We start from the raw sequence: 14,790 nt of genomic DNA, 5'->3' as shown, positions 1-14,790 counted from the left end.
TATCCGGTGAGGAGACAAGTGATCGCGCGGGAATTGTCCGGCCCGATCTTCAATCTCGATGATAGGTTCTGACCTCAAGTCGTTGCGAAATTTGGCTTCTTTTGCGTGCTAGTTGAGGCCAAGAATTGAGGTCAGCGACGATTGCGGCTTCGGCGGCGGCGCCGGTTCTTCGACGGGCTTGGCCGCCGGCGGCAGCGCGCTGCGCTGCTCCGGTTTGGCGCTGCCGCGGTGACGCTGCGTCGGCGCGGCCGGCCGGGCGGCGGTTGCCGCAGGCGGCGTTGCCAGAGGCGGGCTCTCGTTCTTGAGCGCCAGGCGCTGGCCGTCGAACACCGAGGTATCGCAGCCGCGCCCGCTTTCGCTCATGACGGCGCACAGTTTGGCTGCCGCCGCCGCGTCGCCGAGCGGACCTGCCACCAGCCGCAGCTGCATGCCGTAACCGTTGGTGCGTTCCTTCACCATGATGACCGGCCGCAGGCCGGCGAGCGCCTTGTGGGAGGCGACAAGGCCGCGCCACAGCGCGCGCAGGCCGTCGACGGAATTGGCGCTGCCGAGGTCGACGCCGAATTCGGTGCGTTGAACGGGAACAGCAGGCAACTCGGCTTTGACCGCTGCAGTCTCGGGTGCGATCGCCGACGTGGTCTCGGCCATAGGCTCAGCGGCAGGCGGCGCGGCCGGCTCGCTGAGTTTGGTCGCGGCCGGATCCGGCGGCGCCATCATGGATCTCGCCGTCATCAAAGGTCCCGACATTGCGGGCAGCGCAGACGCCGCCACCAGCGACGGCGATGGCCTCGGCGCAGCCGGCTCGGCAGTGGCGGGGGCTGCGGTCGGAACAGCTGCCGCCTGTTTGGCGGCAGGTTCCGCGACTTGCTTGGCCGGTGGTTCGGCAGGCGTCGCCGCCAGGACCGGGCCGATCAGTGGCGCCGCCGATGCCTGCGGGGCCGGCGGCTCCGCGACAGGCGACGGGGCGGGCGCCGCCGGGGCCGCAGCCTGGCGCTTGATCGAGCCTGTGACCGACTCCAGACCCTGCTCGACCGAGGTGACACGCGTGTACAGCCGGTCACGGTCCTGGTTAAGGGTTTCGATGGCGGCGGACAGTCGCCGCGCTTCGGCCTGGGTTTGCGCGGCGACCGACTGGATCTGCTCCGATTGCCGGCTCAGCAGATCGGCGGAGGCAATATGCTCGCGGCGCTGCTGCACCGATGACTGGCTGGCAAGAACCGCGACGACCACGGCACCCAGCGCGCCGACACCCCACAGGCCCAGACGCAATTTGGCACGCCGGTCGAAGCCATGCTCTTCAGCCAGAAAACTGGTGAGCCAGCCGCCGCCGGGCTCTGCCGAAAATCTGTCGGCCCACTGGTTGCGATCATCTGCCATTCGACGTCTGTGGCCCCCGAGGCCGTCCGAATCATTGGCAAACATTACCAGCAAACCGCGCGCGAACTCATCTCCGGGTTGATGCGGATACCGCGAAACGGATTTCCACTTCAGGACAAAACCCACTATGAGGGCGGCGGCGCCATGCGAGCCGAGCCTGGGCGCCGCAACAACGGGGATTCGGATGACCGGCAGGACCAGCCTCACTATCGTGCTCGCGGCCGGCGAGGGACGCGGATGCGCTCGTCGCTGCCGAAGGTGCTGCACCAGGTGGCCGGACAATCGTTGCTGGCCCATGTGCTCGCCGCCGCACCGCGCGGGGCCGGCGCTTCGCTGGCAGTCGTGGTCGGACCGGATCACCAGGCAGTGGCCGACGAGGCGGTGCGGGCGAGGTCCGACGCATCGACCTTCATCCAGCGCGAGCGGCTGGGTACCGCGCATGCCGTGCTGGCGGCGCGCGACGCCATTGCGGCGGGTGCCGACGATCTGCTGGTGGCGTTCGGCGACACGCCTTTGATTTCGGCGGCGACCTTCGAGCGGCTGCGCGCGCCGCTGCAGGCCGGCGCGGCACTGGCGGTGCTCGGCTTTCGTGCTGCCGATCCGACCGGCTACGGCCGGCTGCTGGTCGAGGGCCACCAGCTGGTGGCGATCCGCGAGCATGCCGATGCCACGGCAGCGGAGCGGGCCATCGACCTCTGCAATGCCGGCGTGATGGCGTTCGACGGCAAGACCGCGCTGAAGGTCATCGAGGCCATCGGCAAGGCCAACAGCAAGGGCGAATATTACCTGACCGATGCGGTCGAGGTGGTGCGTTCGCTTGGCCTCAAGGCCGCCGTGATCGAGACCGGCGAGGATGAAGTGCGCGGCATCAATACCAAGGCCCAGCTCGCGCAGGCCGAAGCGATCATGCAGACGCGGCTGCGCAACGCAGCGCTCGAGGCCGGCGTGACCCTGATTGCGCCCGAGACGGTCCATCTTGCCGCCGACACCAGCTTCGGCCAGAACGTCACGATCGAGCCTTTCGTGGTGATCGGCCCCGGCGTCAGCATCGCTGACGACGCAGTGATCCATGCATTTTCCCATGTGGTGCAGGCGGCGATCGGCAGGAATGCTTCGATCGGCCCCTATGCGCGGCTGCGCCCGGGCACCTCGGTGGGCGAGGGCGCGCGGATCGGCAATTTTGTCGAGACCAAGGCCGCCATTCTCGAAGCCGGCGTCAAGGTCAATCACCTCACTTATATCGGCGACACCCATATCGGCGCCGGCGCCAATATCGGGGCTGGCACCATCACCTGCAACTATGACGGCTTCAACAAGCACAAGACCACGATCGGCGCCGGGGCCTTCGTCGGCTCGAATTCATCGCTGGTGGCGCCGGTCAGGATCGGGGCGGGCGCCTATATCGGTTCGGGATCGGTCATCACCCGCGACGTGCCCGACGACGCGCTGGCGGTGGAGCGCAGCCCCCTGATCACGAAGGACGGCTGGGCGAACCGTTTCCGCGACATCAAAATGCGCGACAAGAAGAAGTAGCAGGCCCCACGGATCCGGCGGGATCGGCGTCAGTCGTCATTGCGGGTCAGAATGCCACGGGTGATCCGGAAACCGGCGGGCCTTTTGTAGTCCTCGTCCCGTTCCCGGTCTGCGACATACCTGATCAAAGCCGGCTTTTCCGCACCCAGCCGGAATGGCGGCGGCCAGTGAGCGAGTCGGGATGGCGCCCCCGGTTTCACCCTGTCGCGCGTCAGACAGCTCCAGTCAGTGGTTTTGGTCGGTCGCATGTCGGTCATGGACTCCCTTTGCGTGATGCTTCAGCAAAACCGTTGATGGTTTGTTAAACCCGTCGCCGAAAAAGGCAGGCGGTTACGGCTAAATCTGTCTCAATCGGCAATAATTATTGAGTAACAGAATGTCCGCGATTGTGGCTAAGAGGTTCCATCGTCGTCGTCGACTGTTTTCCCCAGCTGGAGTTATTGACCCGCATGTGCGGCATTGTTGGAATCCTGGGACGCGGTCCCGTTGCGGATCAGATCGTCGATTCGCTGAAGCGCCTTGAATATCGCGGCTATGATTCCGCCGGTGTCGCAACGCTGGAAGGCGACCACCTGGAACGCCGGCGAGCCGAAGGCAAGCTGAAGAACCTCGAAGCCGCGCTCGGCAAGTCGCCGCTGGCCGGCCACATCGGCATCGGCCACACCCGCTGGGCCACCCACGGCAAGCCGACCGTGGCCAACGCGCATCCGCATGCTGCTGGCGGCGTCGCGGTAGTTCACAACGGCATCATCGAGAATTTCCGCGAGTTGCGCATCCAGCTGGAGGCGCAGGGCGCCAGTTTCGCCAGCGAGACCGATACCGAGGTCGTTGCCCATCTGGTCAATTCGTACATCCTGCAGGGGATGTCGCCTCCCGACGCCGTCAAGGCGTCGCTGCCGCAGTTGCGCGGCGCGTTCGCGCTGGCGTTCCTGTTCAAGGATCATCCGAACCTGCTGATCGGCGCGCGAAAGGGCTCGCCGCTGGCGGTCGGCTATGGCGATGGCGAAATGTATCTTGGCTCCGATGCCATCGCGCTAGCGCCGTTCACCGACGATATCAGCTATCTCGAGGACGGCGACTGGGTGGTGCTGAACCGCAAGGGCGCTGTGGTGCACGATGAGCATGGCGCGGTCGTCAAGCGCGACGTGCTGAAGTCAGGCGCGTCGTCCTTCATGGTCGACAAGGCCAACTACCGCCACTTCATGGCCAAGGAAATCCACGAGCAGCCGGAAGTGGTCGGCCACACGCTGGCCCGCTATGTCGACATGGCCAGCGAACGGGTTCTGCTGCCGACGACGCTGCCGTTCGATTTCAAGGACATCCAGCGCATCTCGATCACCGCCTGCGGCACTGCCAGCTATGCCGGCTACGTGGCCAAGTACTGGTTCGAGCGGCTCGGCCGGGTGCCGGTCGAGCTCGATGTCGCCTCCGAATTCCGCTACCGCGAAGCGCCGGTCCGCAAGGGTGACCTGGCGATCTTCATCTCGCAGTCCGGCGAGACCGCCGACACCCTGGCGGCGTTGCGCTACGCCAAGGAGCAGGGCATGCACACCCTGTCGGTGGTCAACGTGGCGACCTCGACCATCGCCCGCGAAAGCGAGACGGTGATGCCGACGCTGGCCGGGCCTGAAATCGGTGTTGCCTCGACCAAGGCGTTCACCTGTCAGCTGATGGTGCTGGCCGCATTGGCTGTCGCCGCCGGCAAGGCGCGCGGCGAATTGTCGGATCAAGACGAGGCCAAACTGGTGCATGCGCTGGTGGAGGTCCCGCGGCTGATGGCCGAGGCGCTGACCACCGAGCCGCAGATCGAGAAGCTCGCGCGCGACATCGCCAAGTGCAAGGATGTGCTCTATCTCGGCCGCGGCACCTCCTATCCGCTGGCGCTGGAAGGCGCGCTGAAGCTGAAGGAAATCTCCTACATTCACGCGGAAGGCTACGCGGCCGGCGAGCTCAAGCATGGGCCGATCGCGCTGATCGACGAGAACATGCCGGTGGTGGTGATCGCGCCGTTCGATCTGGTGTTCGAGAAGACCGTATCCAACATGCAGGAGGTCGCCGCGCGCGGCGGCAAGATCATCCTGATGACCGACGCCAAGGGCGCGGAGGAGGCCACCGTCGATTCGCTGGTGACCATCGTGATGCCCGACATGGCCGCGACCTTCACGCCGCTGGTCTACGCCATTCCCGTGCAGCTGCTGGCCTATCATACGGCTGTGATCATGGGTACCGACGTCGATCAGCCGCGCAACCTGGCCAAGTCGGTGACCGTGGAATAGGCACCCCACGGATATATGGTTTCAGGAAGACTTGAATTGTGTGCATCGTCAGACTGGTTTAGTGCACCGGTGAAAATCAGTGCTGACGATGGAATACAAGAAAATGAGCAGAGAAGACCGCTTCCGACAAATTGCCGTTGAACTCGGCTATGATTTCGGCGGTGAGATCAAGGTGGGTGGAAACTACTCGCCGTTGGTCGTGCACGAGAATGTCACTTATATCAGCGGACAGATCCCGCGGGTCGGCGATACCGTCGTTATTCAGGGCGCCGTTGGCAAGGATGTTTCGCTGTCGCAGGGACAGTTGGCAGCAAAGATCTGCATCATGAGAGCTGTGGCTCTTCTGCTCGCGCGATTTGGGGCGCTGGATAACGTCAAACAGATCCTGTCCATCAATGTTTATGTCCAGTCGGCGGGCGGCTTCACCCAGCAGAGTGAGGTCTCCGATGGCGCATCGGAAGTTCTCTATGCGATCTTCGGAGAGGACGGCGTTCACGCCAGAACCTCGGTCGGGGTCTTTCAACTTCCCAAGAATGCTCCCGTTGAAATCAGTCTTGTGGTGGCGACGCACTGACGGACGTTTCCCAGCCAACTGAGGCGTGCCGAACAACCGGTCTTCCATGTGCCGGTTCCGCCGGAGGTCGAATTGGCGGTAGTGGTCAGCTGGCCCGACTGGCCAGGCTCTCGCTTCCTTCAAACGGCCGTTAAATGGGCTGATCGGGCGTCCGGTCGCAGTCCGGCTCGCCATATTGCCGCTACCGCACTGGCAAATTCTGCTAGACTGACGGTTCAATAGTCACGGCGCCCGGCAAAGGCCGCGCCGATCAGCAGGGACGTTCATGGACCGCACCAATATGTCATCGACAACGCCGTCCGGTGACCTTCCGCCGGAGGCGCCGCGCGGATTCATGGCCCGGATCCGCAATTACTTTCTCACCGGCCTCATCGTTGCCGGCCCCATCGCCATCACCTTCTACCTGACCTGGTGGTTCGTCACCTGGGTCGACGCGTTGGTCCGGCCGCTGGTGCCGGAGGCCTATCGGCCCGAGCAGTATCTGCCCTATGGCATTCCGGGCTCCGGCCTGATCGTCGCCTTCGTGGCGCTGACCCTTCTCGGCTTCCTTACCGCCAACCTGATCGGGCGCACCCTGGTCGATCTCGGCGAACGGCTGCTCGGCCGGATGCCGGTGGTCCGCGCGATCTATCGCGGGTTGAAGCAGGTGTTCGAGACGCTGTTCTCGGGCTCGGGCTCGAGCTTCCGCAAGGTCGGGCTGGTCGAATTCCCGTCGCCCGGCATGTGGTCGATCGTGCTGATCTCGCAGCCGCCGAGCGTGGAGATCAACAACAGTCTGCCGGGGCAGGAGGAGCACATCTCGGTGTTCCTGCCCTGCGCGCCGAACCCGACCACCGGCTTCTTCTTCTACGTGCCGAAGAGCAAGATCATCGACATCGACATGTCCGCCGAGGACGCCGCAACGCTGATCATGTCCGCCGGCGTGGTGCAGCCCGGTTCCGATCCGCAGAAGAAGATCGCGGCGCTGGCCGAGACCGCCAATGCCGCACGCATCGCCAACGAGGCGGCGATCAGGCCGGAGCCGGCGAAGGTGGATTGATTCACACGCTGTCATTCCGGGGCGCGAGCGCGCCAGCGCGAGCGAACCCGGAATCTTGACGTGATAGGCATCTCCGGTACCCAGTTCGCATGCCAGTGGCCACGCCGCTGTCCCGCGCCCCGGAATGACAGTGACGCTCGCTATCCGGCCCCCGATCAGGGGGAATGCCTCGTCGAATTACTTTCATGCAGCCATTGATTGTCAGGATCGGCTTTACAGCCTGTGCATGATTGATACTGTTTTACCGGGCGAGTTGATGACCTGACGAGCAGTTGGGTGGCTGCCCTCCAGGCAGCTTCTGATGTTGGCAGGCGAGTATCTATTTGTGGCAAAGATGCGTGAGGTTGCGTGGCGCGCAATCTTTACCGTGTTATTGGCCTCGGCCATTCTGGGACTGGCCGGGTGTGGCCCGTCTGAGCGAGATGACTTCAAGTTCGGCTGGTTCTACCGGATGGTCGTGGAGCTGGACCACGGCGACGAACCGCTCAACATTGAAGTCATCATCGCCTGCGGCTCGCAGGTCAGGCAGATCCTGGGCGAAGGGCGCAGTGCGCGCGGCGTCTGGGCGCCGTATATCTATGGTGTGCGCACGAGCAATGGCGAAGGGGTGCTGGTGCAGAGCCCCAATGTCTGCAACCGGGAGCTTGCCAAGCAACCAATGCCCGCGGATTTTCTCCCGGTCGTGTTCCTGGCACCCGATGCGAGCAATCTCGAATTCATGATCGCGTATCTGCACGAGCAGGCCTACGCACAGCCGTTTTCCAAACTTAAATTTCACCGGGCGACGTTCACGGAAGTGAGCCGGGCCGATTATGACATCTGGCGCCTGACAAAATGGAAAGAGAACATCGTTCCGATCGGCGATCGCAATGCCGAATATCTGCGAGGCAGCAGCTTCTTTCGTGGTGAAGGTTTTTTCCTAGTGGCGATCCACGCAATGCGGGCGGTCTGCGGATGACCTGCCATTCCTTCATCCGCACCCCGTTGCCTGACGCACCGAAAGAGACCGTGCGTTCGCACTGGCCGGCGGACCATCCACAGTACTGGCTGCTGAACTGGGATGTTGTCAATCCGATCCTTACGCAATACGGGCAAGAAATGCGTGAAGACGCCCGGCGACTTCTGCTCTGGGACCGTGAAACGCTTGGTGGCCACGCCAGCTTCACGGAGGCAAAAGGTGTCAATCGCCGCTCTGGCGTGGGTCAGATCGAAGAAAACCCAAGCCCTTTCATCGTCACCTCAGGCCGAGCTCCGCGCATCCCCTATCGGGTGGACACTGGTTTTCCGTGGGCAAGCAAGGACCTCTTCGCGCGGACTACATTGGATGTTCACGCAGATACCGCAAACGGCGCGGATCAGGGCTTCGCCTACTGTTACCGCGATGTTTTCGCGTACTACTTTCCCAGGCCGCAAGGCGGAGAGGTCAGGTCTACTGATCGAAAAGTCTTTATCGATGATCAACTCATCGGAAGGTGGCCGGGTGCAACCCAGATGGGCGCTGGCGGTGTCATCGTTGAGAACGATGAGTTTCTCTGGCTGCAGAGCTATTTCGACCTAACGCATGAACTCGCGAGGATGCAATGAAAAGGTCCAAGCTGTAAGATGAAGCTGGATTGAAGCCGGCCCACACTGTCGTTCCGGGGCGCGCGCGCATCGACGCGAGCGAACCTCAGCCACTCCAATTGCAGTGGCGGGGAACCTCGATGTGGGACGATGAACATTTTGGGATTCCGGGTTCGCGTGCGGCTGTCGCCGCCCGCGCCCCGGAATGACAGTTAAGGGCTACCCCGCGCCGATCAGCGGCAGTGCCTCGTCGCGCTCATAGAGATACAGCAGGCAGCGCAGCGCTTCGCCGCGTTCGCCGGTCAGTTTCGGATTGTCCTGCAGGATCCGCATCGCCTCGTCGCGGGCTTGCGTCACCAACTGGGCGTGGACCTCGGAGCGGGCGATGCGGAAACCGGGCAGGCCGCTTTGTCTGGTGCCGAGCACGTCGCCTTCGCCGCGCAGTTTCAGGTCTTCCTCGGCAATGCGGAACCCGTCGGTGGTTTCCTTGATCACCTTGAGGCGCTTAGACGCGATCTCGCCGAGTGGCTCGCGATATAGCAGCAGGCAGTTCGAGGCTTCCGAGCCGCGGCCGATGCGGCCGCGCAGCTGGTGCAGTTGGGCGAGGCCGAAGCGCTCGGCATTCTCGATGACCATGATGGTGGCGGCGGGCACGTCGACGCCGACCTCTACCACGGTGGTGGCGACCAGGATCTGGGTTTCCGCTTCACTGAAGCGCGCCATGGCCGCATCCTTCTCGGTGCCGCGCATCCTTCCGTGCACCAGCCCCACTTTTTCGCCGAAGCGTTGCTGCAGGCTTTCGAAACGCTCCTCGGCATTGGTCAGCTTCGGGCCGTCCATCTCGGACTCTTCCACCAGCGGCACGATCCAGTACACCAGCTTGCCGGCGGCGACCTGACGGCCGACGCCGTCGATGACCTCCTGCAGACGGAGGCTCGACATGGTCCGGGTCTCGATCGGTTGGCGTCCGGCCGGTTTCTCACGCAGCTCCGAGATGTCCATGTCGCCGAAGTAGGTCAGCACCAGGGTCCGCGGGATCGGCGTCGCCGACAGCACCAGCACGTCGACGGCATCGCCCTTGTTGGTCAGGGTCAATCGCTCCCGCACGCCGAAGCGATGCTGCTCGTCGACCACCGCCAGCGCCAGCGACTGGTAGATCACGTCGTCCTGGATCAAGGCGTGGGTGCCGACCAGCATGTCGATCTCGCCGGCCGCGAGGCGCGCCAGGATGTCCTTGCGCTCGCGGCCCTTCTCGCGTCCGGTCAGGATCGCGACGCGCAGGCCGGCGCGTTCGGCCAGGGGCGCGATGGTCTTGATGTGCTGGCGCGCCAGGATTTCCGTCGGTGCCATCAGCGCGGTCTGCTTGCCGACCTCGGCGACGGCGGCGGCGGCCAGCAGTGCCACCACGGTCTTGCCGGAGCCGACATCGCCCTGCAGCAGCCGGAGCATGCGGACCGGCTGATTGAGATCGGCGGCGATGGCAGCGGTGGCCTCCTGCTGCGACTTGGTCAGGGAGTACGGCAGCGCGTCGATGATCTTGTGGCGCAAATGCCCGTCGCCGGCGTTGCGGTCGCCGGCCGGCCGACGCAGTTGCGCGCGCACCAGCGCCAGCGCCAGTTGCCCGGCCAGCAACTCGTCGAAGGCCAGCCGCGACCAGAACGGGCCTTCGGGCAGGATGTCGGTCAGTTCGAGCGGCACGTGGACGCGCTGCAGGGCCTCGGCGATCGGCGGGAACGAGCAGCGGCGCATCACGTCCGGGCTGATCCATTCCGGCAGTTCCGGCAGCCGCGTCAGCGCGAGGCCAACGGCACGGCGCAGGGCGCCGATGGCGAGGCCCTGGGTCAGCGGATAGACCGGGTCGATGCCGCTGAGCTTGGCAAAGCCTTCCTCGTCGATGACGCGGTCGGGATGAACGATCTGCAGCATGCCGTCGAACAACTGCCCGGTGCCGGAGACGTAGCGCTTCTCGCCGACCGGCAGCAGCTTCTCGACCTGACCGGGATAGGCCTTGAAATAGGCCAGGATCGCCGTGCCGGTGTCGTCGCTGACATAGACCAGATGCGGCGCGCGGGAGCGGCCGGCGGGGGCAGGGCGATGGCGGTCGACCGTGACCTCCAGCGTCACCATGGTACCGGGAACCGCATCGCAGATGGTCGGCCGCTGGCGGCGGTCGATGACGCTGACCGGCAGGTGCAGCAGCAGGTCGGCGATCCGCGGGGTCTCGTCGCGGCCGAGCAGGAACCGCAGCAGCTTGTCCAGCTTCGGTCCGATGCCGGGCATTGTGGTGACCGGCGCAAACAGCGGATTGAGCAGTGCAGGGCGCATCAAGCGACTCGGAAACTCGATTTCTGGCCAATTTCCCCAAGGCTTGAATGCATTTTGGCGCGAATGCAATGCGCCCAGGGCCGCATTGCGTCCCGTAGGTGCTGACAGCGGACCCTGCGGCGGCTATATCAACCGAGCCCGGCACGTCCGGGCTTTTGGCGTTCGGACGGGATGGGAAGATGACGGGAACGACACGATCGAGCAACGGGCTGGATGAACGCCGCAAGCGGCTGCTGTTCCGCTGCTGGCACCGCGGTACCCGCGAGATGGACCTGATCCTCGGCCGTTTTGCCGATGCGGAGATTGCCGGTCTGGCCGACCTTGAAGTCACGCAGCTCGAGGCTCTCGTGGGCCTGGAGGACCCGGACCTGTATCCGGCGTTTGTCGGCGACATCGAACTGCCGCCGGAGTTTCGCACGCCGCTGTTCGAACGCATCAAGACTTTCCGCAATCTGGACTACACCCTATGAAGGCGCCGACCGTTTCGCCTGCGGCGCAGCTTGCGCCCGGGCGTGCTCTGACGTTCGCCAATGTCGCCGAGGGCGCCGAGGGGCTGATCGTCAGCGATCTCGCCCGCGCGGTTGCCGCGCGGCCGAAACCGCCGGCGGTCAGTCTGGCGGTGATCTGTCGCGACGGGCCGCGCATGCAGAACCTGGCACGGGCGCTGGAATTCTTCGCACCCGATCTTCCGGTGCTGCAGTTTCCGGCCTGGGACTGCCAGCCCTACGACCGCGTGTCGCCCCATGGCGGCGTCCTGGCGCAACGCCTGACAACGCTGGCGCGCCTGTCCCGCCTCAAGGGCAGCGAAAAGCCACTGATCGTGCTCACCACGGTCAACGCGGCGGTGCAGCGGGTGCCGGCCCGCGAGGTCATTGCGGCGCAGGCGCTGTCGGTGGCACCCGGCCATATCGTGCCGATGGATTCGATTGTCAGCTGGCTGGAGCACAACGGCTATAACCGCTCCGGCACCGTGCGCGAGCCCGGCGAATACGCCGTCCGCGGCGGCATCCTCGATCTGTTTCCCGCCGGCCTCGAGCAGCCGGTCCGTTTCGACTTCTTCGGCGACACGCTGGAGTCGATCCGCACCTTCGACTCCGAGACCCAGCGCACCCATCTCGACATGCGCGCCCTCGATCTGGTGCCGATTTCCGAATTCCAGCTGGTCACCGAAACCATCAAGCGGTTTCGCATGGGCTATGTCGCGCAGTTCGGCGCACCCGAGCGCGACGACCAGCTCTACGAGACCGTCAGCGAAGGCCGCCGCTATCCCGGCATGGAGCACTGGCTGCCGCTGTTCCAGGACCGCATGGACACGTTCTTCGATTACCTCGACGGCGCACCGGTGATGCTGCAGCCGCAGAGCGAGGACGCGGCCTCCGAGCGCTTCAAGCAGATCAACGATTACTACGAGGCGCGGCGCGAGGCGCTGGAGCATCGCGGCGGCGGCGCATTGTACAAGCCGCTGCCGCCGGACCGGCTGTATCTCGCCGACGCCGAGTGGTCCAAGCGGCTGGAGACGGCGTCGCTGGCGCGGCTGACGCCGTTCGCACTGCCCGATGGCAAGGACATGGTGGATGCCGGCGCCCGCCAGGGTCGCAACTTCGCGCCCGAGCGCACCGACGGCAAGATCAACGTGTTCGAGGTGGTGGTCGCCCACGTCCAGGCGCTGCAGGCGCAGCGCAAGAAGGTGATCGTGGCGCTGTGGAGCGAAGGCTCGCGCGACCGCATGGCGAGCATGCTGAAGGACCACAAGCTGCTCAACGTCACGTCGGTTAATTCCTGGCGCACCGTGCAGGCGACGCCGCGCAACGAAACCATGCTGGCCGTGGTCGGCATGGAATCCGGCTTCGAGACCGACCAGGTCGCCATCATCAGCGAGCAGGACATCCTCGGCGATCGTCTCGTTCGCCCGCGCAAGGCCAGCCGCAAGCTCGACAACTTCATTTCCGAAGTCACCAGCCTCGCGGCTGGCGATATCGTGGTCCATGTCGAGCACGGCATCGGCCGTTTCGTCGGTCTGCAGACCCTGCAGGTCGGCGGCGCGCCGCATGATTGTCTCGAATTGCGCTACGCCAACGAAACAAAACTGTTTCTGCCGGTGGAGAATATTGAGCTTCTGTCGCGCTACGGCACCGACACCGCCAATGTCGAGCTCGACAAGCTCGGCGGTTCCGGCTGGCAGGCCCGCAAGGCCAAGCTGAAGAACCGCATCCAGGAAATCGCGGGCGAGCTGATCAAGATCGCCGCCGAACGACACCTGCGCGAGGCGCCGAAGACCTCGGTGCAGCCGCAGCTCTACGACGAATTCTGCGCGCGCTTCCCCTATGAGGAGACCGAGGACCAGCAGAACGCCATCAATGCCACCCTGGGCGATCTCGAAAGCGGCCGACCCATGGACCGGCTGATCTGCGGCGACGTCGGCTTCGGCAAGACCGAGGTGGCGCTGCGCGCGACCTTCGCGGTGGCGCTGGAGGGCAAGCAGGTGGCCGTCGTGGTGCCGACCACGCTGCTGGCGCGCCAGCATGCCAAGAATTTCACCGAGCGCTTCAAGGGCTTTCCGGTGAACGTGGCGCAGGCCTCGCGGCTGGTCACCACCAAGGACATGAACCAGGTCAAGAAGGGGTTGGCTGAAGGCAATATCGACATTGTCGTCGGCACCCATGCGTTGCTCGGCAAGTCGATCAAGTTCAAGGATCTCGGGCTCGTGGTCGTGGACGAAGAGCAACACTTCGGCGTCACTCACAAGGAGCGCCTGAAGCAGATGCGTGCCGACGTCCATGTGCTGACGCTGTCGGCGACGCCGATCCCGCGCACCCTGCAACTAGCCTTGAGCGGCGTCCGCGATCTCTCGATCATCGCGTCACCGCCGGTCGATCGCCTTGCTGTACGCACCTTCGTGGCGCCGCATGATCCGCTGATGATCCGCGAGGCGCTGCTGCGCGAGCGCTACCGTGGCGGCCAGGCCTTCTACGTGGTGCCGCGCATCGATGACCTCGCCGAGGTCAAGGACTTCCTCGACAAGCATGTGCCTGAGATGAAGGTGGCGGTGGCCCATGGCCAGATGGCGCCGACGGTGATCGAAGACATCATGTCGGCGTTCTACGACGGCAAGTACGACATCCTGCTGTCTACCACCATCGTCGAGTCCGGCCTCGATATTCCCACCGCCAATACGCTGATCATCCATCGCGCCGACATGTTCGGTCTGGCGCAGTTGTATCAGCTGCGCGGCCGGGTCGGCCGCTCCAAGCTGCGCGCCTATGCGCTGTTTACACTGCCGGCGCAGGCCAAGATCACCGCGCATGCGGAGCGTCGCCTCAAGGTGCTGCAGTCGCTGGAGACGCTGGGCGCCGGCTTCCAGCTCGCCTCGCACGATCTCGACATCCGCGGCGCCGGCAATCTGCTGGGCCAGGAGCAGTCCGGTCATATCAAGGAAGTTGGCTTCGAACTGTACCAGTCGATGCTGGAGGAGGCGATCCTCAACCTCAAGGCCGGCCTGTCCGAGCCTGTGGCCGACCGGTGGTCGCCGACCATCACCGTGGGCATGCCGGTGTTGATCCCCGACGATTTCGTCGCCGATCTCGCTGTGCGGCTGTCGCTGTACCGAAGGCTTGCGGATCTCGAAACCGACGCGGAGATCGAGAGCTTCGCGGCCGAGCTGCGCGACCGTTTCGGCGTGCTGCCTGACGAGGTGCGCTATCTGTTCAAGATCGCCGCCATCAAGGCCTATTGCCGTCGCGCCAACGTGGAGAAGGTGGATGCCGGCCCGAAGGGCGCGGTCATCACCTTCCGCGACAACAAGTTCGCGCAGCCGGATCGTCTGGTGTTCTTCATCCGCTCCTACGGCCAGGCCGCCAAGGTGCGTCCGGACATGAAGGTGGTGTTCCTGCAGGACTGGGAGACGCCGGAAGAACGCCTCGAAGGCGCCACCGAAATCCTGCGCGCGCTGGCCAATCTGGCGGAGAAGAAAAAGGCGGCGTGATTGCAGCTGCCTCGGTCACCGCCGGCATCCTGAGGCGCTCGCCCACTTGGGCCAGCCTCGAAGGAGGCATGTTCAGCGCCTGCCACTATCCTTCGAGGCGCGCAAGTGCGCGCTCCTAAGG

The 14,790-nt window shown here is 64.6% G+C and carries 9 protein-coding genes and 1 pseudogene; 8 read left to right on the top strand and 2 right to left on the bottom strand.

All coding sequences use genetic code 11. The annotated features are described in order from the left end of the window. Window positions 1-108: 108 nt before the first annotated feature. Entirely contained in the window at window positions 109-1,377 is a 1,269-nt protein-coding gene (locus tag ONR75_RS18875; RefSeq protein WP_265078610.1) for a hypothetical protein, read from the bottom strand. A gap of 184 nt (window positions 1,378-1,561) precedes the next feature. Between ONR75_RS18875 and glmU the strand changes: the two are divergent. From glmU to ONR75_RS18845, 6 genes and pseudogenes are all read left to right on the top strand, one after another. After that, a pseudogene (glmU, locus tag ONR75_RS18870) lies at window positions 1,562-2,910 on the top strand (bifunctional UDP-N-acetylglucosamine diphosphorylase/glucosamine-1-phosphate N-acetyltransferase GlmU). A 449-nt stretch (window positions 2,911-3,359) separates the two neighbouring features. Then, window positions 3,360-5,186: a glutamine--fructose-6-phosphate transaminase (isomerizing) gene (gene glmS / locus ONR75_RS18865; RefSeq protein WP_265078609.1), complete on the top strand. Its 1,827-nt coding sequence runs from the start codon at window positions 3,360-3,362 to the stop codon at window positions 5,184-5,186. Window positions 5,187-5,274: 88 nt separating this feature from the next. Further along, on the top strand, window positions 5,275-5,760 hold the full coding sequence (locus ONR75_RS18860) for a RidA family protein (protein ID WP_265083726.1): 486 nt from the start codon (window positions 5,275-5,277) through the stop codon (window positions 5,758-5,760). A gap of 265 nt (window positions 5,761-6,025) precedes the next feature. Further along, window positions 6,026-6,799: a DUF502 domain-containing protein gene (locus ONR75_RS18855; RefSeq protein WP_413776365.1), complete on the top strand. Its 774-nt coding sequence runs from the start codon at window positions 6,026-6,028 to the stop codon at window positions 6,797-6,799. Between the two features lie 301 nt (window positions 6,800-7,100). Beyond that, window positions 7,101-7,757: a hypothetical protein gene (locus ONR75_RS18850; RefSeq protein ID WP_265078608.1), complete on the top strand. Its 657-nt coding sequence runs from the start codon at window positions 7,101-7,103 to the stop codon at window positions 7,755-7,757. After that, window positions 7,754-8,383 carry a hypothetical protein gene (locus ONR75_RS18845; RefSeq protein ID WP_265078607.1) on the top strand — a complete coding sequence of 210 codons (630 nt, stop codon included), beginning with the start codon at window positions 7,754-7,756 and terminating at the stop codon, window positions 8,381-8,383. The genes ONR75_RS18850 and ONR75_RS18845 overlap by 4 nt, the downstream gene beginning before the upstream one ends. A 198-nt stretch (window positions 8,384-8,581) precedes the next feature. On the opposite strand, the gene recG is transcribed toward ONR75_RS18845, so the two are convergent. Then, entirely contained in the window at window positions 8,582-10,687 is a 2,106-nt protein-coding gene (recG, locus tag ONR75_RS18840; RefSeq protein WP_265078606.1) for an ATP-dependent DNA helicase RecG, read from the bottom strand. Window positions 10,688-10,866: 179 nt separating this feature from the next. Here recG and ONR75_RS18835 point away from each other — a divergent pair, with 179 nt between their 5' ends. Further along, window positions 10,867-11,157, top strand: coding sequence for a succinate dehydrogenase assembly factor 2 (locus ONR75_RS18835; protein ID WP_265078605.1), 291 nt, complete (start codon window positions 10,867-10,869; stop codon window positions 11,155-11,157). Beyond that, the gene (gene mfd / locus ONR75_RS18830) at window positions 11,154-14,669 is read left to right on the top strand and encodes a transcription-repair coupling factor (protein ID WP_265078604.1); all 3,516 of its coding nucleotides are present in this window, start codon (window positions 11,154-11,156) and stop codon (window positions 14,667-14,669) included. The genes ONR75_RS18835 and mfd overlap by 4 nt, the downstream gene beginning before the upstream one ends. Window positions 14,670-14,790 lie beyond the last annotated feature (121 nt).

The sequence above is a fragment of the Rhodopseudomonas sp. P2A-2r genome (assembly GCF_026015985.1).
In the GTDB taxonomy this organism is placed as follows: domain Bacteria; phylum Pseudomonadota; class Alphaproteobacteria; order Rhizobiales; family Xanthobacteraceae; genus Tardiphaga.
The sequence above is the reverse complement of the archived record's forward strand: the minus strand, read 5'-3'. Positions and strand labels throughout refer to the sequence as shown.